The organism is Amycolatopsis keratiniphila (genome assembly GCF_000400635.2).
Taxonomy (GTDB): domain Bacteria; phylum Actinomycetota; class Actinomycetes; order Mycobacteriales; family Pseudonocardiaceae; genus Amycolatopsis; species Amycolatopsis keratiniphila.
The window spans coordinates 2,176,541-2,200,775 of record NC_021252.1; the positions used below are offsets into that span (position 1 = coordinate 2,176,541).

At 69.0% G+C, this 24,235-nt stretch carries 28 protein-coding genes; 11 read left to right on the plus strand and 17 right to left on the minus strand.

The features are described 5' to 3' along the window. Positions 1–28 precede the first annotated feature (28 nt). Positions 29–1,012 carry a DNA polymerase III subunit delta gene (gene holA, locus AORI_RS51100; protein ID WP_016332404.1) on the plus strand — a complete coding sequence of 328 codons (984 nt, stop codon included), beginning with the start codon at positions 29–31 and terminating at the stop codon, positions 1,010–1,012. A 51-nt stretch (positions 1,013–1,063) separates the two neighbouring features. Here holA and rpsT read toward each other — a convergent pair whose 3' ends face one another. After that, positions 1,064–1,324 (minus strand): 30S ribosomal protein S20, encoded by a 261-nt coding sequence (rpsT, locus tag AORI_RS51105; protein ID WP_005158599.1) that lies wholly within the window; start codon positions 1,322–1,324, stop codon positions 1,064–1,066. 331 nt (positions 1,325–1,655) lie between these two features. Here rpsT and AORI_RS51110 point away from each other — a divergent pair, with 331 nt between their 5' ends. Then, on the plus strand, positions 1,656–2,561 hold the full coding sequence (locus AORI_RS51110) for an EamA family transporter (protein WP_016332405.1): 906 nt from the start codon (positions 1,656–1,658) through the stop codon (positions 2,559–2,561). Between the two features lie 23 nt (positions 2,562–2,584). Then, entirely contained in the window at positions 2,585–2,959 is a 375-nt protein-coding gene (locus tag AORI_RS51115) for a VOC family protein (protein WP_016332406.1), read from the plus strand. On the opposite strand, the gene AORI_RS51120 is transcribed toward AORI_RS51115, so the two are convergent. Further along, positions 2,956–3,543: a class I SAM-dependent methyltransferase gene (locus tag AORI_RS51120; protein ID WP_016332407.1), complete on the minus strand. Its 588-nt coding sequence runs from the start codon at positions 3,541–3,543 to the stop codon at positions 2,956–2,958. The genes AORI_RS51115 and AORI_RS51120 overlap by 4 nt on opposite strands. 113 nt (positions 3,544–3,656) lie before the next feature. Here AORI_RS51120 and lepA point away from each other — a divergent pair, with 113 nt between their 5' ends. After that, the gene (gene lepA / locus AORI_RS51125; RefSeq protein ID WP_016332408.1) at positions 3,657–5,498 is read left to right on the plus strand and encodes a translation elongation factor 4; all 1,842 of its coding nucleotides are present in this window, start codon (positions 3,657–3,659) and stop codon (positions 5,496–5,498) included. A 49-nt stretch (positions 5,499–5,547) separates the two neighbouring features. Here lepA and AORI_RS51130 read toward each other — a convergent pair whose 3' ends face one another. Both AORI_RS51130 and AORI_RS51135 read right to left on the minus strand, forming a co-directional pair. Next, positions 5,548–5,994 (minus strand): pyridoxamine 5'-phosphate oxidase family protein, encoded by a 447-nt coding sequence (locus AORI_RS51130; protein ID WP_016332409.1) that lies wholly within the window; start codon positions 5,992–5,994, stop codon positions 5,548–5,550. A 56-nt stretch (positions 5,995–6,050) separates the two neighbouring features. Then, the gene (locus AORI_RS51135) at positions 6,051–7,814 is read right to left on the minus strand and encodes a family 20 glycosylhydrolase (RefSeq protein ID WP_016332410.1); all 1,764 of its coding nucleotides are present in this window, start codon (positions 7,812–7,814) and stop codon (positions 6,051–6,053) included. Between the two features lie 153 nt (positions 7,815–7,967). Between AORI_RS51135 and AORI_RS51140 the strand changes: the two genes are divergently transcribed. Further along, entirely contained in the window at positions 7,968–9,020 is a 1,053-nt protein-coding gene (locus tag AORI_RS51140) for an NAD(P)H-dependent flavin oxidoreductase (RefSeq protein WP_016332411.1), read from the plus strand. Here AORI_RS51140 and AORI_RS51145 read toward each other — a convergent pair. The 3 genes from AORI_RS51145 to AORI_RS51155 form a co-directional block, all read right to left on the minus strand. Beyond that, positions 8,995–10,470, minus strand: a complete 1,476-nt coding sequence (locus tag AORI_RS51145) for an amino acid permease (protein WP_016332412.1) — start codon at positions 10,468–10,470, stop codon at positions 8,995–8,997. The two genes, AORI_RS51140 and AORI_RS51145, sit on opposite strands and share 26 nt — an antisense overlap. 79 nt (positions 10,471–10,549) lie before the next feature. Then, positions 10,550–11,593 (minus strand): alpha/beta hydrolase, encoded by a 1,044-nt coding sequence (locus tag AORI_RS51150; RefSeq protein ID WP_016332413.1) that lies wholly within the window; start codon positions 11,591–11,593, stop codon positions 10,550–10,552. A 184-nt stretch (positions 11,594–11,777) separates the two neighbouring features. Then, complete coding sequence (locus AORI_RS51155; protein WP_016332414.1) at positions 11,778–12,743, minus strand: zinc-binding dehydrogenase; 966 nt, start codon at positions 12,741–12,743, stop codon at positions 11,778–11,780. Positions 12,744–12,802: 59 nt separating this feature from the next. Here AORI_RS51155 and AORI_RS51160 point away from each other — a divergent pair, with 59 nt between their 5' ends. The 3 genes from AORI_RS51160 to AORI_RS51170 are packed head-to-tail and all read left to right on the plus strand — an operon-like array spanning position 12,803 to position 13,850. Next, entirely contained in the window at positions 12,803–13,006 is a 204-nt protein-coding gene (locus tag AORI_RS51160; RefSeq protein WP_016332415.1) for a CDP-alcohol phosphatidyltransferase family protein, read from the plus strand. Positions 13,007–13,017: 11 nt separating this feature from the next. Beyond that, positions 13,018–13,497, plus strand: coding sequence for a guanyl-specific ribonuclease (locus AORI_RS51165; protein ID WP_016332416.1), 480 nt, complete (start codon positions 13,018–13,020; stop codon positions 13,495–13,497). Then, positions 13,494–13,850 (plus strand): barstar family protein, encoded by a 357-nt coding sequence (locus tag AORI_RS51170; protein ID WP_016332417.1) that lies wholly within the window; start codon positions 13,494–13,496, stop codon positions 13,848–13,850. The genes AORI_RS51165 and AORI_RS51170 overlap by 4 nt, the downstream gene beginning before the upstream one ends. Here AORI_RS51170 and AORI_RS51175 read toward each other — a convergent pair. The 10 genes from AORI_RS51175 to AORI_RS51215 form a co-directional block, all read right to left on the minus strand. Continuing rightward, a complete protein-coding gene (locus tag AORI_RS51175; RefSeq protein WP_016332418.1) occupies positions 13,847–14,620 on the minus strand; it encodes an enoyl-CoA hydratase family protein in 774 nt (257 codons plus the stop codon). The two genes, AORI_RS51170 and AORI_RS51175, sit on opposite strands and share 4 nt — an antisense overlap. A gap of 79 nt (positions 14,621–14,699) precedes the next feature. Continuing rightward, the gene (locus AORI_RS51180) at positions 14,700–15,323 is read right to left on the minus strand and encodes a hypothetical protein (RefSeq protein WP_016332419.1); all 624 of its coding nucleotides are present in this window, start codon (positions 15,321–15,323) and stop codon (positions 14,700–14,702) included. A 179-nt stretch (positions 15,324–15,502) separates the two neighbouring features. Beyond that, positions 15,503–16,240 (minus strand): sirohydrochlorin chelatase, encoded by a 738-nt coding sequence (locus tag AORI_RS51185; RefSeq protein WP_016332420.1) that lies wholly within the window; start codon positions 16,238–16,240, stop codon positions 15,503–15,505. Beyond that, positions 16,237–17,499 (minus strand): sulfate adenylyltransferase subunit 1, encoded by a 1,263-nt coding sequence (locus AORI_RS51190; RefSeq protein WP_016332421.1) that lies wholly within the window; start codon positions 17,497–17,499, stop codon positions 16,237–16,239. The genes AORI_RS51185 and AORI_RS51190 overlap by 4 nt, the downstream gene beginning before the upstream one ends. Next, entirely contained in the window at positions 17,499–18,419 is a 921-nt protein-coding gene (gene cysD, locus AORI_RS51195; protein WP_016332422.1) for a sulfate adenylyltransferase subunit CysD, read from the minus strand. Before cysD ends, AORI_RS51190 begins: the two co-directional genes overlap by 1 nt. 11 nt (positions 18,420–18,430) lie before the next feature. Then, positions 18,431–19,126, minus strand: coding sequence for a phosphoadenylyl-sulfate reductase (locus AORI_RS51200; RefSeq protein WP_016332423.1), 696 nt, complete (start codon positions 19,124–19,126; stop codon positions 18,431–18,433). Further along, the gene (locus tag AORI_RS51205) at positions 19,123–19,275 is read right to left on the minus strand and encodes an eL43 family ribosomal protein (protein ID WP_016332424.1); all 153 of its coding nucleotides are present in this window, start codon (positions 19,273–19,275) and stop codon (positions 19,123–19,125) included. The genes AORI_RS51200 and AORI_RS51205 overlap by 4 nt, the downstream gene beginning before the upstream one ends. Further along, positions 19,272–20,966, minus strand: a complete 1,695-nt coding sequence (locus AORI_RS51210; protein ID WP_016332425.1) for a nitrite/sulfite reductase — start codon at positions 20,964–20,966, stop codon at positions 19,272–19,274. Before AORI_RS51210 ends, AORI_RS51205 begins: the two co-directional genes overlap by 4 nt. Before the next feature lie 36 nt (positions 20,967–21,002). After that, on the minus strand, positions 21,003–21,089 hold the full coding sequence (locus AORI_RS84745) for a putative leader peptide (protein WP_350573702.1): 87 nt from the start codon (positions 21,087–21,089) through the stop codon (positions 21,003–21,005). A gap of 153 nt (positions 21,090–21,242) precedes the next feature. After that, on the minus strand, positions 21,243–21,815 hold the full coding sequence (locus AORI_RS51215; RefSeq protein ID WP_016332426.1) for a TetR/AcrR family transcriptional regulator: 573 nt from the start codon (positions 21,813–21,815) through the stop codon (positions 21,243–21,245). Between the two features lie 81 nt (positions 21,816–21,896). On the opposite strand from AORI_RS51215, the gene AORI_RS51220 reads away from it, so the two are divergent. The 3 genes from AORI_RS51220 (at position 21,897) to hemW (ending at position 24,031) form a co-directional block, all read left to right on the plus strand. Further along, on the plus strand, positions 21,897–22,310 hold the full coding sequence (locus AORI_RS51220) for a VOC family protein (protein WP_016332427.1): 414 nt from the start codon (positions 21,897–21,899) through the stop codon (positions 22,308–22,310). Positions 22,311–22,395: 85 nt separating this feature from the next. Then, positions 22,396–22,752 carry a hypothetical protein gene (locus tag AORI_RS51225; protein WP_016332428.1) on the plus strand — a complete coding sequence of 119 codons (357 nt, stop codon included), beginning with the start codon at positions 22,396–22,398 and terminating at the stop codon, positions 22,750–22,752. Positions 22,753–22,816: 64 nt separating this feature from the next. After that, on the plus strand, positions 22,817–24,031 hold the full coding sequence (gene hemW, locus AORI_RS51230) for a radical SAM family heme chaperone HemW (protein ID WP_016332429.1): 1,215 nt from the start codon (positions 22,817–22,819) through the stop codon (positions 24,029–24,031). Positions 24,032–24,235 lie beyond the last annotated feature (204 nt).

Sequence of the window (24,235 nt, forward strand, 5' to 3'; positions counted from 1 at the left end):
CGAGAGGAGGAGTGGCAGGATCGTCACCGTGACGACGCAAGCTTCCGCCCCATCGCCGCTGGTCCTGGTTCTCGGTGAGGAAGAGCTGCTGATCGAGCGAGCGGTCCGCAGTGCTTCGGACGCGGCCAAAGCGGCCGATCCGACGGCGGATCTCACCCGGATCCGGGTGTCGGACCTCACAGTCCCGGCGCTCGCGGAAATGGTCAGCCCCTCGCTGTTCGCCGAGGGCAGGGTGATCGTCCTCGAATCCGCGCACGACATCTCGCAGGAGCTCGCCGACGGGGTGATGGCCTACGTCAAGGCGCCCGCCGACGGCATCGTGCTCGTCGTCGTGCACAGCGGAGGCGGCCGGAGCAAGGCCGCGAAAGGGCTTCCAGCCGCCTTGAAGAAGGCGGGCGCGGAGGTCGTCGAGTGCCCGAAGCTGACCAAGGCCGCCGAGCGGGAATCCTTTGTCCGCAACGAAGTTCGGCGGGTCGGCGGGAAGATCGACGGTGCGGCCGTGCTCGCGCTGATCGACGCCGTCGGTTCCGATCTGCGTGAGCTGTCGTCGGCGGCGACGCAGCTCGTCGCGGACGCCGGCGGGGCGGTTGACGAGCAGGCCGTCCGGCGTTACCACCGTGGCCGCGCGGACGTGAACGGTTTCGCCGTCGCCGAGAAGGCCGTCGCCGGTGACAAGGCGGCGGCGCTGGAGTCGCTGCGCTGGGCGATGCAGCTGGGCGTACCGCACGTCCTGGTCGCGGACGCGCTCGCCGACGCCGTCCGGACGATCGCGCGGGTGTCCGGCGCCGGTCGCGGTAACCCGAACCAGATGGCCGGCGAGCTGGGGATGCCGCCCTGGAAGGTGCGCAAGGCGCAGGGACAGGCCCGCGGCTGGGGGCAGGACGGGCTGGCCACCGCGATGCGAGTGGTCGCCCGGCTCAACGCCGAGGTCAAGGGAGTCGCGGCCAACCCGGAGTACGCCCTGGAGCGTGCCGTCCTGGAGGTCGTCGACGCTCACGGCACAAGCCGCTGAGAACGGCGAAAGGCCCCGGCGACCGAGTCGCCGGGGCCCTTCGAAAGCCGATCAGAGAGAGTTCGCGCGCTTCGCGAGCGCGGACTTCTTGTTGGCGGCCTGGTTGGCGTGGATGACGCCCTTGGTCACGGCCTTGTCCAGCTTCTTGGCCGCGTCCTTCTGCAGCTCCAGGGCCTTGGCCTTGTCGCCGGCGTCGGCGGCCTCGCGGAACTTGCGGATCGCGGTCTTCACCGAGGACCGGATCGCCTGGTTGCGCTGACGCGCCTTCTCGTTGGTGGTGATGCGCTTGATCTGCGACTTGATGTTGGCCACGGGGCGCTCCTCTTGAATCTCTCGGTGGTTTCACCGCCGCGCTGTGACCGGCCCTGCGTGCTCGTGGAGCGGCGCGGGTTTCCTCCATGACGGAATGCCACACGACGGTGAAAGGCAAGCTTAACAGCCGTCCCGGCGCGGCTCGCGGCAGCCTCGGGAGGGGTGCTTGCGGTACGGTGAAGATCGTAGTGCCTAGGGTTCCGCCGCCTGCCCGGCCAGCGAAAACACACAATCAGGGCAGACGGGACAGGTCCGAGCGGCACCATCGGCGGAGCCGGAAGCACCGCCGTTCATCTGACGGGACAAAAGCCTGGAGGACCCGGTTTTCCGCATGCGCGGAAAACGTGAAAGGTCCGCTGTGAACGCCACCGCTCTGTCCTTCGTCGTCATCGCCGCCGTCATCCATGCGGGCTGGAACCTCGCCGCCAAACGGATCCGCCGTGGCGGAGCCCGGTTCGTCTGGGCTTACTACAGTCTTTCCGCGATCCTGCTCGTCCCCGTCATGGCGATCTCGCTGGCCGTGGAACCACAACGTCCACAGTGGACCTGGCTGTTCGCCGCCGTGGTCACCGCGGTGTTCCATGTCACCTACGGCGTCGTCCTCCAGCGGGGGTACGCCGTCGGCGATCTGTCCGTCGTCTATCCCGTCGCCCGCGGGACCGGGCCGCTGATCTCGGTGCTCGCCGCGGTCGTGCTGCTCGGCGAGCGGCCGGGGATCCTCGGCCTGGTGGGCGCCTTCCTCGTGATCGCCGGGGTACTGGTGATCGGGACCGGGCGGGCACCGGCCCACGTCGGCGCCGCCGAGCGTGTCGCCCGCCGCAAAGGTCTGCTCTACGGCCTGCTGACCGGCCTCACGATCGCCGCCTACACCCTGTGGGACGCGCATTCGGTCACCGGGCTCGGTGTCCCGCCGATCGTGTACTTCGGAACCGGCGCGATCGTGCAGAGCCTGCTCATGGCGCCGTACGCGCTCAAGGACCGCGAGGAGGTCGCGTGGCTCTGGCGCGAGCACAAGCGTGAGGTCGTCATCGTCGGCGTGTTCTCCCCGGTCGCCTACCTGCTGGTGCTCTACGCCCTCCAGATCGCCCCGGTGAGCCTCGTCGCGCCCGCGAGGGAGCTGAGCATCGTCTTGGGCGGCATCGCCGCCTGGCTGGTCCTCGGGGAGGCGAACGCCGTCCGGCGGCTGGCCGGGTCGGTGGTGGTGCTGGCGGGTATCGCCGCGATTGCGATGGCCTGAACCCATCCGGTAGGGATTGAGCCATGGACGTGCTGAGCAGCAGGGTGCTGATCCACCCGAAGGACCTCGACGTGTCGACGGCGTTCTATCGGGACACCCTGGGCCTGGCCATCGACAAGGAGTTCCCCGGCGGGACGGTGTTCTTCGCCGGGAACGGGTCGATCGAGATCGTCGGTACCGGAGAGACCGGCCCGACCCCTGACGTCGCCTTGTGGCTCCAGGTCCGGGACCTGCCCGCGGCGCTCGAGGAACTCGCGGGGAAGGGCTTGGAGCCGGTTCGCGGGGCACGGCGTGAGCCCTGGGGGCTGGACGAAGCGTGGATCGCCGACCCGGACGGCACCAGGATCGTGCTGGTCGAAGTGCCGCGTGAGCACCCGCTGCGCACCGACCCGCGCTAGTCCAGGGGCTTGATCGCGCGCAGCTGAGCGGCGAGGGACGCGCCGAAGCCCGGCGGGTCCCAGGTCCAGGTCTGCAGGTCGACGAAGCCGGCGGCGGCCGCCTCCTCGGCCAGCTCGTGCCTGGACACCGGCAACCACTTCTCGTGCGAGGAAAGCAGCAGCCTGCCACCGGGACGCAACACCCGGAACAGTTCGGCGAACCCGGCCGCCCGGTCGTCCCACAGCTGCACGTTGTTGACGCTCAGGACCACGTCGACGCTGTCGTCGGGTTCACCGGTGGAGTCCGCGGTGCCCTGCCGCAGCTCCACGTTGTCGCCGCAACGACGGCGAGAGCGGGAAAGCATCTCCTGGGAGGGGTCGACCCCGATCGCCCGGCCCGCGCGTTCGGCCGTGGCCTGCAGGCCGACGCCCGGGCCGGGGCCCACGACCAGGGCGGTCTCGCCGGACTCGATCGACGCCAGCTCGACGACGCGAAGCTCGGTGGCGGCATTGCCGTGCGCCATCGCCCGCCCGCCGAACCGGCCGAGCAGTCCCCGGGGATGACCGAACGTCCGGTCGAGCATTTGGGACAGTGAAGTACTCATACTTCGAGGGCACCACAGCTCATCACGGGCCGCATCGGGGATGACCCCCACTCGCACCCGGAGCGGCATGGGACCATAGAGGTGGCACACCCCGACCTTCGCGAGGAAACCCGTTGACGACGTTCGCCGACACGACCTTCACGCCCCCGGAGCTCATCCGGAACTTCTGCATCATCGCGCACATCGACCACGGCAAGTCGACCCTGGCCGACCGGATGCTGCAGCTCACCGGCGTGGTCGAGGAGCGGGCCATGCGCGCTCAGTACCTCGACCGCATGGACATCGAACGGGAACGCGGGATCACCATCAAGGCGCAGAACGTGCGCCTGCCCTGGAAGGTCGACGGCCAGGACCACGTCCTGCACCTGATCGACACCCCCGGCCACGTGGACTTCACCTACGAGGTCTCTCGGGCCTTGGAGGCCTGTGAAGGGGCGATTCTGCTGGTCGACGCCGCGCAGGGGATCGAGGCGCAGACGCTGGCGAACCTCTACCTGGCGCTCGAGAAGAACCTGCACATCATCCCGGTGCTGAACAAGATCGACCTGCCGTCGGCCGACCCGGACAAGTACGCGGCCGAGCTGGCGCACATCATCGGATGCGAGCCCTCCGACGTGCTCCGCGTGTCGGCGAAGACCGGCATGGGCGTGACGGATCTGCTGGACGAGTGCGTGCGGCAGGTCCCGCCGCCGGTCGGTGACCCGGACGCGCCGGCCCGCGCGATGATCTTCGACTCGGTCTACGACACCTACCGGGGCGTGGTGACCTACATCAGGGTCGTCGACGGCAAGATCACGCCGCGTGAGCGCATCAAGATGATGTCCACCGGCGCCACCCACGAACTCCTCGAGGTCGGGATCATCTCGCCGGAGCCCAAGGCCAGCAAGGGGCTCGGGGTCGGCGAGGTGGGGTACCTCATCACCGGGGTGAAGGACGTCCGCCAGTCGAAGGTGGGTGACACCGTCACCTCCGAGCGCAAGGGCGCGTCGGAGCCGCTCGCGGGCTACCGCGAGCCGAAGCCGATGGTCTACTCCGGCCTCTACCCGGTGGACGGTTCGGACTACCCCGAACTGCGTGAGGCATTGGACAAGCTCCAGCTCAACGATGCCGCGCTCGCCTACGAGCCGGAAACGTCGGTGGCGCTCGGGTTCGGGTTCCGCTGCGGTTTCCTCGGCCTGCTGCACCTGGAGATCACGCGTGACCGGCTCGAGCGCGAATTCGGCCTCGACCTGATCTCCACCGCGCCGAACGTCATCTACAACGTCGTGCTCGAGGACAAGAGCGAGGTCGTGGTGACGAACCCCTCGGACTGGCCGTCCGGGATGAAGATCTCCGAGGTCCACGAGCCGGTTTCCAAGGTGAGCATCCTGGCGCCGTCGGAGTTCGTCGGCACGATCATGGAGCTGTGCCAGGCCAAGCGCGGCACGCTGCTGGGAATGGACTACCTCTCCGAGGATCGCGTCGAGCTTCGCTACAACATCCCGCTCGCGGAGATCATCTTCGACTTCTTCGACACGCTGAAGTCGCGTACGCGCGGTTACGCGTCGCTCGACTACGAAGAGGGCGGCGACCAGATCGCCGATCTGGTCAAGGTCGACATCCTGCTGCAGGGGGAGACCGTCGACGCCTTCTCGGCGATCGTGCACAAGGACGCCGCGTACGGCTACGGAAACCGGATGGCGACGCGGCTGCGCGAGCTGATCCCGCGGCAGCAGTTCGAGGTGCCGATCCAGGCGGCCGTCGGGTCGCGGATCATCGCCCGCGAGACCATCCGCGCGATCCGCAAGGACGTGCTCGCGAAGTGTTACGGCGGTGACATCTCGCGTAAGCGCAAGCTGCTGGAAAAGCAGAAGGAAGGCAAGAAGCGGATGAAGACCGTCGGCCGGGTCGAGGTCCCGCAGGAGGCCTTCGTCGCCGCTCTGTCCACTGAGGACGCCGGCAGCAAGAAGAAGTAACCGATACCCGCGAAGGCCGCCCGGATCACCGTCCGGGCGGCCTTTCGTGTCAGCGGTTGCCGGAGATCCGGTTCGCGGTGACGAAGACGGCGACACGGCGTTCGGCGGCCATCACACGGTCGTACTCGTCCCAGTCGTCGTGAGTCCCCGTCGCCGCGATGAACACCTCACGCAGCAGCTTGGGGAGACCGGCGGGATCGAAGCCGGGATCCGGGTCGTCCGGGCCGATGAGGTGGGTGTTGCCCTGGACCGCCGCCCATTCCCAGCCACGCCGGAAGGTGATCGTGGCGTGGCCCGCCCGGCGGAACAGATCGAGTTTCTTCACGCCGCCCATCGCCACGAAAGCGACTCCCGGTGCTTTGGTGACCGGGTCTTCGTAGACACCGGCGTTGACCACGGACGAGTGGACGGTGCCGTCCGCGCGGACCGTCGAGACGGTCGCGAGTCCGTTTTCGCGCAAGGAAAGGGTGCGGACGAGTTCGAGGTCTGCGGCCATGGAACCACCGTAGCCCGCTCGGCCCGGTGAAGGGGCCGAGCGGGCTACGGGGACGGTCAGCAGGTGCCGTTGTCGCGCCAGACACCCCATTGGCCGGTCGTTCCGGGCTCTTCGCCTTGCGTCCACCACTGGGCCGTCCACTTGTGCCCGTTGTGGGAGACGGTCGCTCCGCCGGTGTAGACCGCGGCACGGTCCCACGCGGGGAGCGTGCAGGTGCCCGGGTTGCCGGATCCGGTCTCCCAAGGCACCTGGCCCGACTTGTAGTAGTCGAGGCCCTGTGCCTGCCAGCGCGGGGCTTGAGCGCCGAGGCGGACGCGGAAGGTGTTCCAGTCGTGCGTCGACCACGGCGACCAGCCGAGTTCGGCGTGCGCCGGGAGCCGGGGGAAGGCGAGGTAGTCGATGTTCGCCGGGGTCACCACGGTTTCGGTCCACAGCGGGGATTCGACGCCGCGTACGGCGGATTCCGGCACCCCGGAGAGGTAGGCGCCCGGGTTCCAGTTGTAGGCGTCCTGGACCTCGATGTAGCCCGCCCACGAGAGCCCGATCGGCGTGCTGGAGTTGTACTTCATGTCCAGGTACGCCTTGTTCGCCGGCGACAGGATCACCTTGCTGCCGCGGGCGACGGCGTTCGAGACCTCCGTGCTGGACGTCGTCGTACCCCAGAACTGCGGGGTCGCCGTGGCGGGCAGGGTGGCCTTGCCGATCTCGTGCCAGCCGACGACCTGCTTGCCCGCGGCGGCCACCATCGGCAGGACCCGGTTCATGAACGTGCGGTAGTCCGCGTCGCTGGTGGCCTGGGCCTCGTCGCCGCCGAGGTGGAAGTACGGTCCGGGCGTCAGCGCGGCGACCTCACGGATGACGTCGTTGACGAAGGTGTAGGTGATCTCCTTCGAGATGCAGAGCGAGCTGTAGCCGACGGCGGTGTCGGTGCGCAGCGGAGGAGCGGTGTTGTTGCAGTTCAGCTCGGCGTACGACGCCAAGGCGGCGTTGGTGTGCCCCGGCATGTCGATCTCCGGGATGACCGTGATGAATCGCGAGGCCGCGTAGTTCACGATCTCCGAGTACTGCGCCTTGGTGTAGTAGCCGCCGGGGCCGCCGCCGACCTGGGTGCTGCCGCCGTAGGTGGTCAGCCGTGGCCAGCTGTCGATCTGGATGCGCCAGCCCTGGTCGTCGGCGAGGTGCAGGTGCAGGTTGTTGATCTTGTACTGGGCCAGCTGGTCGATGTACCGCTTGACCGTGGCGACCGGGTGGAAGTGCCGGGCGACGTCGAGCATCGCGCCCCGGTAGCCGAAGCGCGGGTAGTCCAGGATGTTCGCGCCCGGGATCGTCCAAGGACCCTGCTGCACCGTGGGGCTTTCGATCTTGCCGGGCAGCAGCTGGCGCAGGGTCTGCACGCCGCCGAAGAGGCCTTGTGCCGTCGTCGCGCGCAGGATGACCGAAGCGGACGTCGAGTTCAGCTGGTAGCCCTGTTCGCCGACACGGGAGTCGGCGCCGGACAGGAGGAGCGAGATCCCGTCGACCGGGGTGCCCGACGGCGCGTCGGCGACGGGCAGGGGGAAGCCGGTGGACGTCCGGAAGATCCCGGCGAGGTATTCGCCTACGGCCTTGGCCTGCGCCGACCCGGCCTGGGTGTAGATCTTGGTGTTCGCGGTCAGGGTGTGGTCGGAGCCGGTGACCGCCTGGGCCGAGACCGGGATCGGGACGATCGCCTGCAGTGGCGGGGTGGCCGCGTCGGCGACGGGGGCGGCTGCGGTGGTGACGCCGGCGAGCAGCGCCACCCCGACGAAGGCGCGGCCCAGTCGCGCTCTCAAGGTCTTCACCGGGGCCTCCAAGGGGGACGGGGGCCGTGACGTGCGTCACGACTGTCCGATCGTCGCATTTTCGCCGTTAAAGGTCTAGACCACCAGGAAGGAACCTTGGAGTGACTCGAACGTCACAATGCGTGCCACCGCGAGGGGACTATCGTCGGAAACGTGTTCGAAGACTTGCGTTTTCCCGTGATCGCGGCCCCGATGGCGGGCGGGCCGACCACTCCCGGGCTCGTCGCCGCGGTGACCGCGGCGGGCGGCTTCGGCTTTCTGGCCGGGGGCTATCTCAGCGCCGACGCCCTCTCGGACCGGATCGCCAAGACGGCCGAGCTGACCGGTGAGCCGTTCGGCGTGAACCTCTTCGTATCGGGTGGCTCCGCCGCCGAAGCGGATCTCGGTGTGCACATCGAGCGCTGGCGCGCGGAAGCCCAGCGCCTCGGCGTCGAGCCGGGTGAGCCGAGCTGGGACGACGACGCCTATGCCGCGAAGCTCGAGGTCGTCCTGGAACGGAAAGTGCCGGTCGTTTCCTTCACCTTCGGCACTCCTTCGGCCGAGGACGTCGAACGCTTGCACGCCAACGGGAGCAAGGTGGCCGTGACGGTCACCAGCCCGGTGGAAGCCGATCGGGCCGTGGCCGTCGGCGCGGACGCGCTCGTGGTCCAGGGATTCGAGGCGGGAGCGCATCGAGGGCTTTTCTCCGATGAGCCCGAGGCCGAAGGCGGGGGCGCGCAGTATGGCGTCTTGAGCCTGCTCCGGCTGGTCTCGGCACGGACCGACCTGCCGCTCGTCGCGACCGGTGGACTCGTGCACGGCGCCGACATCGCGGCGGTGCTGGCGGCCGGGGCCGTCGCGGCTCAGCTGGGCACCGCGTTCCTGCGGGCGGACGAGGCCGGGACCCAGCCCGCGCACCGGCAGGCGCTGGCGGACGGGCGAAGGCCGACGGCGTTCACCAGGGCGTTCAGCGGACGTCCCGCCCGGTCGCTGGTCAACCGCGCGGTCGCGGACTTCTCGGCCACCGCGCCGTCGGCGTATCCGGAGGTCAACAACCTGACGAAGCCGATCCGCGCGGCGGCGGGGAAGGCGGGCGACCCCGAGATCATGTCCCTCTACGCGGGGCAGACTTACGAACTCGCGGGCTCCGGCCCGGCGGCGTCGATCGTCGAACGCCTCCAGGCCGAAGCCCGCGAAGCCGCTACGCGTTTGAGTCGTCTCCGCTGACCTGCTTCGCGTCGCCGTTGTTGGCGTTCATCGCCGAGTGACGGCGGCTGTAAGCGAAGTAGATGATCAGGCCGACGCCGAACCAGGCCGCGAACCGCAGCCAGGTCTCCGGGTTCAGGAACGTGATCAGCCAGATCGAGAAGACGATCCCGATGATCGGCACGATCGGCATGCCGGGGGTCTTGAAGGACCGGGGCAGGTCCGGCTGCTTGTAGCGCAGCACGATCACCGCGACACAGACCACGACGAACGCGAGCAGGATGCCGATGTTCGTCAGTTCCGCGGCCTCGCCGATGGGCAGCAGGCCGGCGATGACCGCCGACGCGACGCCGAGCACCCAGGTCATCCGGCTCGGCACCTTGCGCACCGGATGGGTCTTGCTGAACCACTTGGGCAGCAGGCCGTCGCGGCTCATCGAGTAGCCGACGCGGCTCGCGCCCATGAGGAAGGTGAACAGCACCGTGGTGATACCGATGATCGCGCCGACGGCGATGATCAGGCCGAGCCACTTCATCCCGAGGCCGGCGAAGGCGCTGGAGAAGGCGGCTTCGCTGTCGATGTCCTTGTAGTTGACCATCCCGGTCAGGACCAGGCAGGCCAGCACGTAGAGCACCATCGAGATCGCGAGCGAGTAGATGATCGCCTTCGGCATGTGCTTCTGGGAGTCTGTCGATTCCTCGGCCGCGGTGGACATGGCGTCGTACCCGAAGACCGCGAAGAACACCGTCGCCGCTCCGGTGAACGCGCCGCTGAGGCCGAACGGGAAGAAGTTCGAGTAGTTGTCGGTGTTGATGTGGAAGACGCCGACGACGATCACCAGCAGGACCAGGCCGACCTTCAGGTAGACCAGCAGCGTTTCGAAACGGGCCGCGTTCTTCATGCCCTGGTTGAGAATGAAGGCGATCAGCAGGCACAGCAGCACGGCGAACAGGTTGATCTTGTAGGACCCCGGTGCGACATCGCCCGTTTCGGTGCCCGGAGCGCCCAGCATCCACGTCGGGAGCTTGATGTCGAGATAGCCCAGCAGTTCGTTGAAGTAGCCGGAGATGCCGATCGCGACCACCGCCACGATCGCGGTGTACTCCAGCAGCAGGTCCCAGCCGATGAACCAGCCGACGATCTCGCCCAGCACGGTGTAGCCGTAGGTGTAGGCCGACCCGGCGCGGGGGATCAGCCCGGCGAACTCGGCGTAGGAGAACGCGGCGGCGGCGCTGGCGATACCCGCGATGAGGAACGAGATGAGCACGGCGGGTCCGGCCGTCTTGTTCGCGACCGCGCCGGCCAGGGAGAAGATCCCCGCGCCGATGATGCCGCCGACGCCGATCGCGGTCAGCTGCCGCAGGCCCAGCGTGCGTTGGAGCCCTCCGCCTCCACTGAGTTCTTGGATCTGATCGATCGGTTTACGGCGGAAAATCCCGGATCCCGAGCCCAGGCTGCGCGGTGCGGACATCGTCGTCTCCCAACAGGTTGTGCCCTTCGGACTGGGTCACAGTCCGAAGGGCACCGTACTGGCAGACGGGCGATCGCACCTATCCGGCGACGGTGTCCTCGCTCACTTCGGCGGCGACACGAGCGGCGATCTTCGACGGCCGGGACGCGCCGGCGGAGAAGTAGGTGAGCAGCTCCGAGATCTCGACGGGGTCGTCCAGCTGCGGGCAGTGGCCCCAGTCCTCGCGCACCATCAGCCTGCTGTGCGGGACCAGTGCGTGCAGCTGCCGTCCGGATGCGGCGCTGACCAGCTTGTCCTTGCCACAGACCACCACCAGGAGCGGGACGCGGACCTCTTCGAGCCGGTACGCGTTCGCCAGCTCTTCGACGAGCTGCCTCGCCTGTTCGAGCCTGGTGGTGGTGGAGCGGTAGTCCGGGAACAGCGAGGTGAACCGGCGCACCTGGTCCGCGTCTGCGGCGGCTGAGTCGGCGTACAGGAGCCGGGGGACGACCTGCTCGGCGACGGCGCGCACGAGGAAGCCGGGGATCGGCAGCGGCAGGGCCGAGTACATCCGCAGCGGCAGCGGGTACCTGGCCACGGTGCGGATGAGCCAGCTGTCCACGAAACCGGGCGCGGCGATCGACACCACGCCGGCGACCGGCAGCCGGTGGTTCTCCGCGGCACGCAGGCTCATCGTGCCGCCGAGCGAGTTGCCGGCGAGGACCACCGTGCCGAGTACGGCCTGTTCCTTGACCACGGCCGCGGTGAACGCGTCCAGCTGCGGCAGCATCGGTCCCGGCCGCAGTGGCTGAGCGTCACCGAATCCGGGCAGATCGACCGCGACCGCCGGAACACCGGCGGCCGCGAGCAGCTCCAGGACGGGGCGCCAGGTGTCGGCGCTGTCGCAGTAGCCGTGCAGCAGCACCAGCCTCGGTGCGGTCGGCTTGACCTGCCCGCGTGCCGTGGCCCGCTTCCCGAGCATCCGCCGAGGGGTGCGGTCGGTGGATTCCACCGGCGGCGGCCCGACTTCGAGCACTCTGGTGCGGACACCGGCGTAGCGCCGGAACGAGACGCGGATCGGGTCGGTGTCGGTGGTGGTCCGGCCCCCCGGGTCCGCCGGTTCGGGCCGCTGCGATGCGGTCATGGTTCCAGGCTAACCGCGAGAGGTCGGATTTTGGTCGAACTTTGGTCGTAAGAAGCTCGCCAAGTCATAACGTTCTTGACACTTGACAAGACCGCGAAATGGCTGTTTGACCTGCGCGGAACGCGCGGACGTGCGTTTGTGTGCGCGCTTGATCCGGGCGAGGGGGGCGAACTCACCCCTCCGATCAATGCGTGAAGACCACCTTGCCAGAAGTTTCCCCGTCGAGCATGTTCTTAAACCCGGTTTCGGCTTCGGCGAACGGCAGTTCGGCGCCGATCTGCGGCCGGACCCCGGTGAGTTCCAGGTACGCGAGGAGATCGTTCAGTTCGTCCCTGGTCCCCATGGTCGAACCGGCGATGCGCAGTTGCAGAAAGAACACGCGCTGCAACTCCGCGTGAGCGTCCGGGCCGCTGGTCGAGCCCGAGACGACGATGATGCCGCCCGGCTTCAGCGACTTCACCGAGTGGGACCAGGTCGCCTTGCCGACGGTTTCGAAGACCGCGTCGACCCGCTCGGGCAGCCGCGCGCCGGACTCAAAGGTCTGATGTGCGCCCAGATTCTCGGCGAGCGCACGCTTCTCTTCACTACGTCCGGTGACCCAGACCCGGAAACCGGCCGCACGCCCGAGCTGGATCAGCGCGGTCGAGACACCGCCGGAGGCGCCTTGGACGAGCATCGTCTGTCCGGGCCGCAGCCCGGATTTCACGAACAGCATGCGGTACGCGGTCAGCCACGCCGTGCCCATGGTCGCGGCTTCCGCGAAGCTCAGGCCCGACGGCTTCGGAACGACATTGCGTGCAGGGACCACGACCTGCTCGGCGAAGGTGCCCTGGTACTTCTCGGTGAGCAGGGTGCGCTTCGGGTCGAGGGTGTCGTCGCCTTGCCAGCCCGGGGCGTTGATCACCGAATGGACGACGACCTCGGTGCCGTCGTCGAGGGTGCCCGCGCCGTCACAGCCCAGGATCATCGGGAACTGCTCGGGCTTGATGCCAACGCCGCGCAAAGTCCACAGGTCGTGCATGTTGAGGCTGGCGGCCTTGACGTTGACCCGCACCCAGCCTTCGGGGACCTCGGGTTCGGGTCGCTCGCCGATCACCAGCGAGTCCAGCGGCTTTTCGGCGTTGGGTTCGGAAGCGTAAACGGCGAACATGTCAGCAACCTACATGGCCTGACCGGTGGCGGCACCGGGTGCGCGCGTAGGCTCACAGTGTGTTCAACGGGCTTGCGGACTGGTGGGACGGCGTCGAACTGTGGCTCGCGCAGGCCCCGTTCCCCGTGCAGTTCGTGCTGGTCATGGCGGTCGTGGTGCCGCTGTGCCTGGTCGCGGCCTGGGTGCTCGACACGGTCTTCGGCAAGGTCGCCCGGCGCTTCGGCACCGCCCGCGATGCGAACGACCCCGACCGGCCGTCCTAAGCTGGCACACCATGTTCAACCGTAGGCGGATCACCGCCGCCCTGATCGGCCTGATCGTGCTGGTGCTCGCAGGCTGGTTCGTCAAGGACGGCATCAGCGGTGACGACACGAAGAGCGCTCCGGCGAGTTCGTCCGCTTCGGCCGCGCCGTCGGGCGACGCCGCGGCGAGCGGGGCGAAGGGCAAGGTCGCGGGCGAGGAATCCGGTCTCCCGGTCAAGCCGCTGACGAAGCTTCCTGCCCAGGCGTCCGACACCTGGAAGCTCATCCAGGCGGGCGGGCCGTACCCGTATCCGCGCAACGACGACGTCACCTTCCAGAACCGGGAGAAGGTCCTGCCCGCCAAGGGTTCCGGCTACTACCGGGAGTACACCGTCAAGACGCCGGGCAGCCCGGATCGCGGGGCGAGGCGGCTGGTGACCGGTGGTGGCAAGGAGCTGTACTACACCGAGGACCACTACAAGTCCTTCGTCGTCGTGGACCCCAGCCGATGAGCGCGGGCAAGGAAGCGGCGGACAAGGCGTTCGCCCGCGGCGCGTATCCGCACCTGCTCGACGGTGCGCGGACGGTCGACAAGGACTCGACGCTCGACGCGATCGCGGAGGCGCTGTCGTTCCCGGACTACTTCGGGAAGAACCTCGACGCGCTCTACGACTGCCTCACCGACCTGTCCTGGCTCCCGCCGGGCGAGCACGTTCTGATCTGGGCCGGTTCCTCGGGGCTTCGGGAGCGCGATCCCAAGGCGTATCTGGCCGTCCGCAGCGTGCTTTCCGACGCGCAGAGGGCGCTGGGCCCGTCCGGGGACCGGACGGACTCCCGGCGCCTCACCGTCGTCTTGCCCGACTAGGCCTCCGGGACCCAGTTCGGCTTGCGCTTCTGCGCGAAGGCTGTGATGCCCTCCTGGCCTTCTTCGCTCGCGAAGAATCCGGCGGACAGCTTGTTCATGGCCTCGAAGCCTTCGGCGGGGGTCGCCGGGCGCGGCTTGCTGAGCAGTTCCTTGGTCGCCGCGAGCGCCTTCGGGCCGCCGAGCGCGAGCGCCTTGACGTAGCGGGCGACCTCGTCGTCGAGCTCGTCGGCGGGGACGGCCGAGTTCAGCAGGCCGATCTCGACGGCGCGCTTCGCGTCGAAGGTGTCACCGGTCAGGAACAGCTCGTGCGCGGCGCGGGCGTTGAGCCGCGGCAGCACGGTGAGCGAGATGACGGCGGGTACGACGCCGATCCGCACCTCGGAGAAGGCGAAGGTCGCTTCGGGTACGGCGACGGCGATGTCGGTCGCGGCCACCATGCCGATCCCGCCGGCCCGGGCGGGGCCCGCGAGCCTCGCCACGACGGGCTTGGGGCTGGTCCACAGCTGCTCGAGGATCTTCGGGAACTCGTTCACGCCCTGGGCGCCCGCACCGGCGCCGCGGGCCTCCTTGAGGTCCATACCCGCGCAGAACACCGGACCGGTGTGGGTGAGCACGATGACCCGCACCGCGTCGTCCGCCTGTGCCTTGTCCAGCGATTCGCTCAGTTCGCGCCGCAGCTGGGCGGAGAGCGCGTTGCGGTTGTGCGGGGAGTCCAAGGTGATCGTGGCGGTGCCGCCCACCACGTCGTAGTGCACCAGTTCGTCAGCCATGCCCCACCTTCGCACGGGCGAAGTCGGGCCGGGCAGTGGCCTGCGCCACCATCGCAGGCGACGGTGGCGCAGGCACGGGTCAGCCGATCGTCGTCGTGGTGAACGTCGGGCTCGGGTTCGGGAAGCACGCCGTCGGGGCGGAGACGTCGAAACCGGCGCTGACCACGGCGGTGAACGTCAGGCCCGGATCGCTGTAGCTGGAACCGCCCAGTTTCGTCTCGATGGTGCCGGACGAGCCCGCGGTGAGATGCGCGGTCACGGTCGGCAGTTCGAACGTCGAGCCGCCCGCGATCGGACCGGGGAAGCTCAGCGTCGCGACGCTGCCGGAGACGGTGATCTTCGGCGGGGTCGAACCGATGCCGGAGCCGCCGGCGAGGTCGGCGCCCACCCAGGTCGAGTTCGCCGGGATCGGGATCTTCAGGGAGAAGTCCTTGATGTTCTTGACCTGGTAGCCGCTGACCTCGGCCGGGACGGTGTTGGGCGCCGGGTCGATGACGACGTCGAGCGCGGCGCCGGGGGCGACCGTCGCCGGGGCGGTGACGTCCGCGTCCTGGTTCAGCTTGAGGTACTTGTTGCCGACGAGCGGAGGCTTGGCCTCGCAGTCGAAGACGACGGTGGTCGCCGCCGAAGCCGGCGCGGCCAGACCGGCGATCGGGACGAGTACGGCCGAAGCGCAGACGAGGGCACGGATGGCAGCCTTCATGTTCCACCTACCTGGGGGTTCGATGGGGAGAGAGGGAGCTGCGCAGCGATTAGAGAGTTACCGGCAAGTTAAGTAACTCGTCAAGAAATCTCCGTTCCCATACGCGGGGTGTCACGGAACTGGGAACGGAACCCACCGAAAATCGGTATCAAGCGCCCGTACGGGACGGGTCGTGCTACTCAGGCGGCGAGCCGGGCGGCGGCGACGTCGTAGCGGTCCAGGACGAGCCCGGCGATCCGCGGATCCGGCCCCAGCGGCCCGGCGACGATCACCGACGGGTCGGCTTCGCGGGCCAGGCGCGCGATCCGGTCCGGCAGCAGTCCCGGTGCGAGGAACCAGCCCGCGACCGCGAGCCGCCGGGCGCCGTTGAGCCGCAAACGCGCGATGGCGGCGGGCATGTCCGGCTGCGCGGCGCTGGCGAAGGCGGGGGTCGCGAGCAGCCCGCGACGCAGATGCCAGCGAGTGGTGATCCCGGCGACGGCGTCGTTCGCCGCCACGTTCGACGAGCCGACGCCGGCCAGCAGGACACCGAGCTCCGGGTCGTCGAGATCGGCGCCCGCCTCGGTGAGCCGGTCCAGCGCGACCGTCTCGATCAGCGGGTCGATGCCCAGCACCGCGGAAACCCGCACGTCGAGGCCCGGGCACTCGGCGGTCACTTCGGCGACGAGCGCGGGCAGGTCGACCCGGGCGTGGTAGGCCACGCCGAGCAGCAGGGGCACCACGACGACCTCGCGGTGTCCCTCGGCGTACAGGCCGCGGAGGGCGTCCGTGAGCAACGGCTCCGAAAGATCCAAAAAGGACTCGCGGATGTCGAGTTCGGGTGCCAGCCCACGGGAGACGTCGAGCAGGGCGCGGATGGTCGCGGCGGACCGCGGATCGCGGCTGCCGTGGGCGACGGCGAGGAGCGGTGGGGTCATGCGAACCTTTCGCCGACGAGTCCGGCCGCCAGTGTATCGCCGTCCTTCGGATCGATGACCAGGAACGCGCCGGTCCGGGGGCTGACGCCGTAGTCGTCGACGCCGATCTCCTCGGCCAGCCGGAGCGTGACCCGGCCGATGTCGTTGAGCTCCAGCGTGGCCGGATCGTCCACACTGGACAACGTCTGTTCGTCGAAGCGGGCGTGGAGTTCGCCGACCAGGGCCTGCACCGTCCGCGTTCCGTGCTTCACCAGTACCCGCGCACCCGGCTTCAGCGGTTTCGCCGAGAGCCAGCACAGAGTCGCGGTGATCTCGTCGGTCACCGTCGGCTGCCGATCGGCGGCGGCGATCAGGTCGCCGCGCGAGATGTCGACGTCGTCGGTGAGCAGCAGGGTCACCGAGGTACCCGCGCCGGCTTCCGCGAGCGGCCCGTCGGCGGTGTCGATGGCCTCCACGCGGCTGCGGATTCCTTGCGGGAGCACGACGATCTCGTCGCCCGGCCGGACGGTGCCGGCCGCGATCTGCCCGGCGTACCCGCGGTAGTCGGGATGATCGGCCGTGCGTGGCCGGATCACGTACTGCACCGGGAAACGGAACGCCGAATCGTGCGGATCCGGCGCCACCGGCACGGTTTCCAGGTGCTCCAGCAGGGTCGGGCCCGAGTACCACGGGGTCTTGTCCGACTTCTCCGCCACGTTGTCGCCCACCAGCGCCGAAACCGGCACCGCGAGCACGGAACCCCGTTCGTAGCCCAGGGACGCGGCGTGCTCGGCGAACTCCTCGGCGATCACGGTGAACGTCGCTTCGTCGTAGCCGACGAGGTCGATCTTGTTCACCGCCAGCACCAGGTTCGGGACGCCGAGGAGCGCGAGCACCGCGGCGTGGCGGCGGGTCTGCTCGATGACACCCTTGCGCGCGTCGACCAGCAGCACGGCCAGCTGCGCGGTGGACGCCCCGGTGACCGTGTTCCGCGTGTACTGCACGTGACCCGGCGTGTCCGCGAGCACGAAACTGCGCTTCGGCGTCGCGAAGTACCGGTACGCCACGTCGATCGTGATGCCCTGCTCGCGTTCCGAGCGCAGGCCGTCCACGAGCAGCGAGAGGTCCGGAGTGGACAGTCCTTTGTCGACACTGGCGCGGGTGACCGCGTCCAGCTGGTCGGCGAGGACGGATTTGGTGTCGTACAGGAGCCGCCCGACCAGGGTCGACTTCCCGTCGTCCACACTGCCCGCGGTCGCGAGCCTGAGGAGGCTGGACATCAGAAGTACCCTTCCCGCTTGCGGTCTTCCATCGCCGCCTCCGACATCCGGTCGTCGGCGCGGGTGGCGCCGCGTTCGGTGAGCCGGGAGGCCGAGACCTCGGCGATGACCTCGTCCACCGTGGCGGCGGTCGATTCGATGGCGCCCGTGCACGAACCGTCGCCGACGGTCCGGTACCGCACGGTCAGTTCCCGGACGACCTCGTCCGGCCGCGGGCCGCCCCACGGGCCTTCGGCCAGCCACATGCCGTCGCGCTGGTAGACCTCGCGCCGGTGCGCGTAGTAGATCGACGGCAGCTCGACCTTCTCCCGCGCGATGTAGTTCCAGACGTCCGCCTCGGTCCAGTTGGACAGCGGGAACACGCGGACCTGCTCGCCGGGGCGGTGCCGCCCGTTGTAGAGGTTCCACAGTTCCGGACGCTGCCGTCGCGGCTCCCACTGGCCGAAAGCGTTGCGCAGGCTGAAGATCCGCTCCTTGGCGCGGGCGCGTTCCTCGTCGCGGCGCCCGCCGCCGAAGACCGCGTCGAACTTGTTCTCGGCGATCGTGTCGAGCAGCGGCGTGGTCTGCAGCGGGTTGCGCATCCCGTCGGCGCGCTCTTCGAGCCTGCCGTCGTCTATCCAGTCCTGGACCTTCGCCACGACCAGCCGGAGCCCGTGCTGCTCGACGACGCGATCACGGAAGTCGATGACCTCGTCGAAGTTGTGCCCGGTGTCCACGTGCAGCAACGGGAACGGCACCGGGGCGGGCCAGAAGGCCTTGATCGCCAGGTGCAGCAGGAGCGTGGAGTCCTTGCCGCCGGAGAAGAGGATCACCGGCCGGTCGAACTCACCCGCCACCTCGCGGAAGATGTGGATGGCCTCGGATTCCAGCGCCGCCAGGTTGTCTTGGGCGGCGTCTGTGGCCGGTTCGAGCGTGGTCATTTCGTCCCTTCTCACCCGTGCAGGCCGCATTCGGTCTTGCCCTGCCCGGCCCAGCGGCCGCTGCGCGGGTCCTGACCCGGAGCGACCTTCGCGGTGCACGGCGCGCAGCCGATCGACAGATAGCCGATGGACACCAACGGGTTCTCGAGGATCCCGTGTTCGCTGATGTAGCCGTTGAACTCGTCGTCGGACCACGGCGCGATCGGGTTGATCTTCACCAGCCCGTTGCGGTCGTCCCAGGTGACGATGGGGGTGTTCGCGCGGGTCGGCGCGTCGACGCGGCGGACGCCGGTCACCCACGCCGAGTACTTCGCGAGCGTCTTCCGCAGCGGTACCACCTTGCGCAGGTGGCAGCACTGGTTCGGGTCGCGCTCGTGCAGTTTCGGGCCGTACTCCGCGTCCTGCTCGGCGACGCTCTGTTCGGCTTCGGCGTTGACGATCCGCACGCCCGGGTACACCGCCTGCACCGCGTCACGGGTGCCGATGGTCTCCGGGAAGTGGTAGCCGGTCTGCAGGAACAGCACGTCGACGTCGGGTTTGACCTGGGTGGCCAGATCGATCAGGACGGCGTCCTGCATGTTCGACGCGACGATGAAGTCGTCGCCGAAGGTCTCCGCGGTCCAGCGCAGGGCTTCGGTCGCGGTCGCCTCCGCGAGCTCCTTCGAGGCCCGTTCGGCGAGCGTCTTGTAGTCGGCAGTGGCGGTCATCCTTGCGACACCTCCGGAAAGGACAGTCCGAGGAACTTCACGGTGAAGACCCGGCGGCAGCCCGCGCACAGCCACGAGCCGCCTTCCTCCGGCCGGAGGTCTTCATCGCCACAGAAAGGGCAGTAGTACGGGGTCGCGCGTTCGGTCATTGCAAGACGCCTTCGTCGGCCCGCAGGACCCACTGGGCGAACCGTTCGCCGGGTTCGCGGCCGGCGAGGTACGCCCGCACGACCCGCTCGACGTACGCGGTCAGCTCCGCCGCGGTCACCTTGTGCCCGCGCAGTTTCCGGCCGAATCCGGCGTCCAGGCCGAGCCCGCCGCCGAGGTGCACCTGGAAGCCTTCGACCTGCTTGCCGTCCTCGTCGGTGACGATCTGGCCCTTGAGCCCGATGTCGGCGGTCTGCACCCGGGCACAGGAGTTGGGGCAGCCGTTGAGGTGCACGGTCACCGGGTTCTCGATCTCGGCCTGGATGTCGGCGAGGCGCTTCTCCAGGTCGGTGACCAGTTCGATCGCGCGGGCCTTCGTTTCGACGATCGCGAGCTTGCAGAACTCCAGGCCGGTGCAGGCCATGATGCCGCGCCGCCACGGCGAGGGCTCGGTCTGCAGGCCGAGGTCGGCCAGTTCGGTCTTCAGCCCGTTCACCTCGGCCTCGGGGACGTCGAGGACCACGAGCTTCTGGTGCGGGGTGAGCCGGACGCGGTTCGACCCGGCCCGCTCGGCGGCCTTGGCGACCGCCAGCAAAGTGGCGCCGGAGACGCGGCCCGCGACCGGCGCGGCGCCGACGTAGAACCGGCCGTCGATCTGCGGGTGCACGCCGACGTGGTCGATCTGGGTGGCGGGCACCTCGGGCGCCGGGCCGTCGGTCAGCTTGCGCTTGAGGTACTCGTCTTCCAGCACCTGACGGAATTTCGCGGCGCCCCAGTCCTTCACCAGGAACTTGATCCGCGCACGGGCGCGGAGCCGCCGGTAGCCGTAGTCGCGGAAGACACTGATCACGCCTTCCCAGACGTCCGGGACCTCGTCGAGCGAGACCCAGGCGCCGAGGCGCTGCCCGATCATCGGGTTGGTGGACAGGCCGCCGCCGACCCAGACGTCGAAGCCGGGGCCGTGTTCCGGGTGGTTCACGCCCACGAAGGCGACGTCGTTGATCTCGTGCGCGACGTCCTGCTGCCCGGAGACCGCGGTCTTGAACTTGCGCGGCAGGTTCGAGTAGCGCGGGTCGCCGATGTAGCGGCGTTTGATCTCGTCGATCGCGGGGGTGCCATCGATGATCTCGTCGGCGGCGATACCGGCGACGGGGGAGCCGAGGATGACACGCGGGCTGTCGCCGCACGCCTCCATCGTGGTCATCCCGGCCTTCTCGAGCTTCGCCCAGATCGTCGGGACGTCCTCGATCTGGATCCAGTGGTACTGGATGTTCTGCCGGTCGGTGATGTCGGCGGTGTCGCGTGCGTGGGTCTGCGAGATCTCGGCGAGCACGGCCAGCTGCTCGGTGGTCAGCGCGCCGCCGTCGAGCCGCACCCGCAGCATGAAGTAGCGGTCGTCGAGCTCTTCGGGCTCCAGCGTCGCGGTGCGGCCGCCGTCGATCCCCGGCTTGCGCTGGGTGTAGAGACCGAACCAGCGGAACCGGCCGCGCAGGTCACCCGGGTCGATCGAATCGAAGCCGCCGCGGGCGTAGATGTTCTCGATCCGCGCCCGGACGTTGAGCGGGTTGTCGTCCTTCTTGGACCGTTCGTTGGGGTTCAACGGCTCGCGATACCCCAGTGCCCACTGTCCCTCGCCCCGTTTCTGTTTGACCCGGGGCGTGCGGGCAGGGGTCTCGCGCGTGGGCGACGACATGGGAGTCCTCCGGCTGATCGTGGTGGTGGCGGGGAGTCAGCGGTTCGTCGCACAGAGCGCGCTCGCCACACGACGGAGGTCCACGTGGCGGCGGGCCACGAGGCTGATTCCGGCGCGGGTCATTCATTCAGCGTGCCACGCGCCCACTATGTGGTCTAGGCCGGTCCGAATACTGGGAACAGCGTCCGAACTCCACGGTTTTCGCTGGTCAAGGGCATGCTTCGCGGGTCAAGCCCGGGTTCGCGGCCGGGCATTGTGACGCAGAACGCGCACGACTCAAGAGGGCAGGACGCGGTCCACGATGATCCGGATGACCTCCTCGTCGGTGACGTCCGCGAGCACCTCCGGAAGGGTGAGCCGTTCGACGGTGAGCCCGGTCAGTGCGAGGTACATCAGCAGTACTTCGGCGCGCCCGCCCGGCATGCCCGCCGCGACGTGCCAGTCGACGCTCATGTCGATGCCTTCGCGGACGGTCTTGGACAACTCGGCCGCGAGATCCGGGCGGCGGGTGGCTTCGAGGCGGAGTTCGAGCAAGGCGAGATAAGGCTCCCGGTGGCCGGTCAGCCGCCCCATGAGCTCGCCGAGCAGGACGCCGACCCGGTCGTGGGACGGCGACTCGGCCTGCGGGTTCGCCATCACCTCGGCCGGCGCCGACAGTCGCTCCTGCACGCGGACGCCGACCTCCCCGAGCAACTGGTCCCGGTTGCGGAAGTAGTTGGACGTCGTACCCGGCGGCACGTCCGCCTCGACGTCCACGGCGCGGTACGTGAGCCCGCGTGCGCCTTCGCGGGCGAGGACGGTGATGGCGGCGTCGGTGAGCGCGGTCCGGCGCTCCGGGTTCTGTCGCATCGGGACATTCTCCTTGCTTCGGTCAAACCACTATGTCTATAGTACTACGCATCAAGTGGTTCAACCTGGGAGGAACACCAGATGCAACTCAACGGTTTCGGCGCCTGCGTGGTCGTCGAGGACATCGCCGAGACCACCGCCTGGTGGAAGCGGCACCTGCAGCTGACGGTGACGATCGAGCTGGACTGGTTCTCCAGCCTCAACGTCGGAGTGCCGGGCTATGAGATGAGCTTCGTGAAGCGCGGGCACGAGTCCACGCCGGAGCCTTGGCGGGCGCAGGAGCCCGCCGGGTCGATGGTCGGCCTCATGGTCGCCGACGCTGCGGCCGAGTACGAAAGGCTGCGCGAGGAGGGGGTCAAGATCGTGACGGAACTCGTGGACGAGGAGTTCGGCCAGCGGCACTTCTACATCGAGGACCTGAACGGCTTCCTGATCGACATCATCGAGGCCATCCCGCCGTCCGCGGAGTGGCTGGCCGCTAACGGGTTGGCGTAGTACCGCTTCGGGTGAGTGAGGCCGCGCGGGGCCGCCGTCGCCGCTAGCTTCGGTCTCCGATCCACAGAGGACGGAGGAGTTGCGCATGCGCCGATGGGTGGTCGCCGCGATGGTGCTGGCGTCCCTGCTGATCCCGGGTACCGCTTCCGGGGCTCAGCAGGGCTGCAGGCTGGTCTCGCCCGAGGAAGGGGCGGTACTGCACAAGGGCGACTCGTACCGGTTCGAGGCGGTCGGCTGTTCGCCGGGCGTCCGGGGACATCTGGCCCATACCGTGCTGGTCGAGGTCGCCATGAGCCGCGATGCCGTCGTGGACGAGCAGGGCGACTGGTCGGTCGACCACGTGGTCAACGACTACTCGCTGAACATGGAGATCCTCGTCTGGGTGCGCTTCGACGACGGCACCCGTTCGACCTCGGTCAAGGTGCGCATCGCCGACCGATGACGCGTTCCGTGAAGGCCTCTTTCCCCCGGGAAGGAGGCCTTCACGGCGTGGGGGACACTGGGGTGTGCCCGCGTTGCTGCCCGAAACCACCACGCCCGTCGAATCCGCGCTCCCCGAGAGCGCGCTGGAAGGGCTCGGCACGCGACCGTTCGGCGTCTACGTGCACGTCCCGTTCTGCGCGACCCGGTGCGGCTACTGCGACTTCAACACCTACACCGCCGGAGAGCTGGACAGCGGTTCGTCGCCGCAGTCGTGGCTCGAAGGCCTCAAGCGCGAGTTCGACCTGGCCGCGCGCGTGCTGAAGGCGCCGCCCGCGGTCGACACCGTCTTCGTCGGCGGCGGCACCCCGTCCCTGCTCGGCGCCGACGGGCTCCGAAGCGTTCTCGACGCCGTTCGTGAGACCTTCGGGCTCGCGCCGGGCGCGGAGGTGACGACCGAGTCCAATCCGGAGTCCACGTCGTCCGAGTTCTTCGCGGGCATCCGCGACGCCGGATACAACCGGATCTCGCTCGGCATGCAGTCGGCCGCGCAGCACGTGCTGAAGATCCTCGACCGGGTGCACACCGCGGGCCGTCCGGTCGCGGCCGCCGAGGAGGCGCGCGCCGCCGGATTCGACCACGTCAACCTCGACGTCATCTACGGCACGCCGGGGGAGCGGACCGAGGATCTCCAGGCGTCGCTGGACGCGGTGCTGGCCGCCGGTGTCGACCACGTTTCGGCGTACGCGCTGATCGTCGAGGAGGGCACCGCGCTCGCCCGCCGCATCCGCCGCGGCGAACTGCCCGCCCCGGACGACGACGTACTGGCCGCCGACTACGAGATGATCGACCGCGTCCTCGCCTCGGCGGGGTTGCGCTGGTACGAGGTGTCCAACTGGGCGACCTCGGAGGAGGCCCGCTGCCGGCACAACATCGGGTACTGGCGCGGCGGGGACTGGTGGGGTGCCGGGCCGGGCGCGCACAGCCACGTCGGCGGCGTGCGCTGGTGGAACGTCAAGCATCCGGCCCGCTACGCCGCGTCCCTCGCGGCCGGGGAGTCGCCTGCCGCCGGCCGCGAACTGCTGACCGACGAGGACCGGCATCTGGAACGCGTGATGCTGGAACTCCGGCTGTCCGAAGGACTTCCGCTCGACGCGCTCGACGACGACGGCCGGGCCGAAGCCCGCGCCGCCGCCGCCGAGGGATTGCTGGAACAGTCCGCTTTGGACGGTCAGGGCCGGGCGGTGCTGACCGACCGGGGCCGGTTGCTGGCCGACGGCCTGGTGCGACGGCTCACCTGAGCCAGACGCCGTCCTGTCGCCGTGGTGGAGCCGACGTCGGCGAGCGGGGAGGATTCGGGACGGAGAGCGTCCGCTGTCATCGAACGCCGCAACCGGCGCTCCTTTTCAGCGCCCTCCACACGTCGAGTTCGCCCTGTTCGGCGAGGGGTAGGCCCGAAGGCCGGCTGATCGCCCGGTGCGATGGCTCCTTTCGCCGCATCAGAC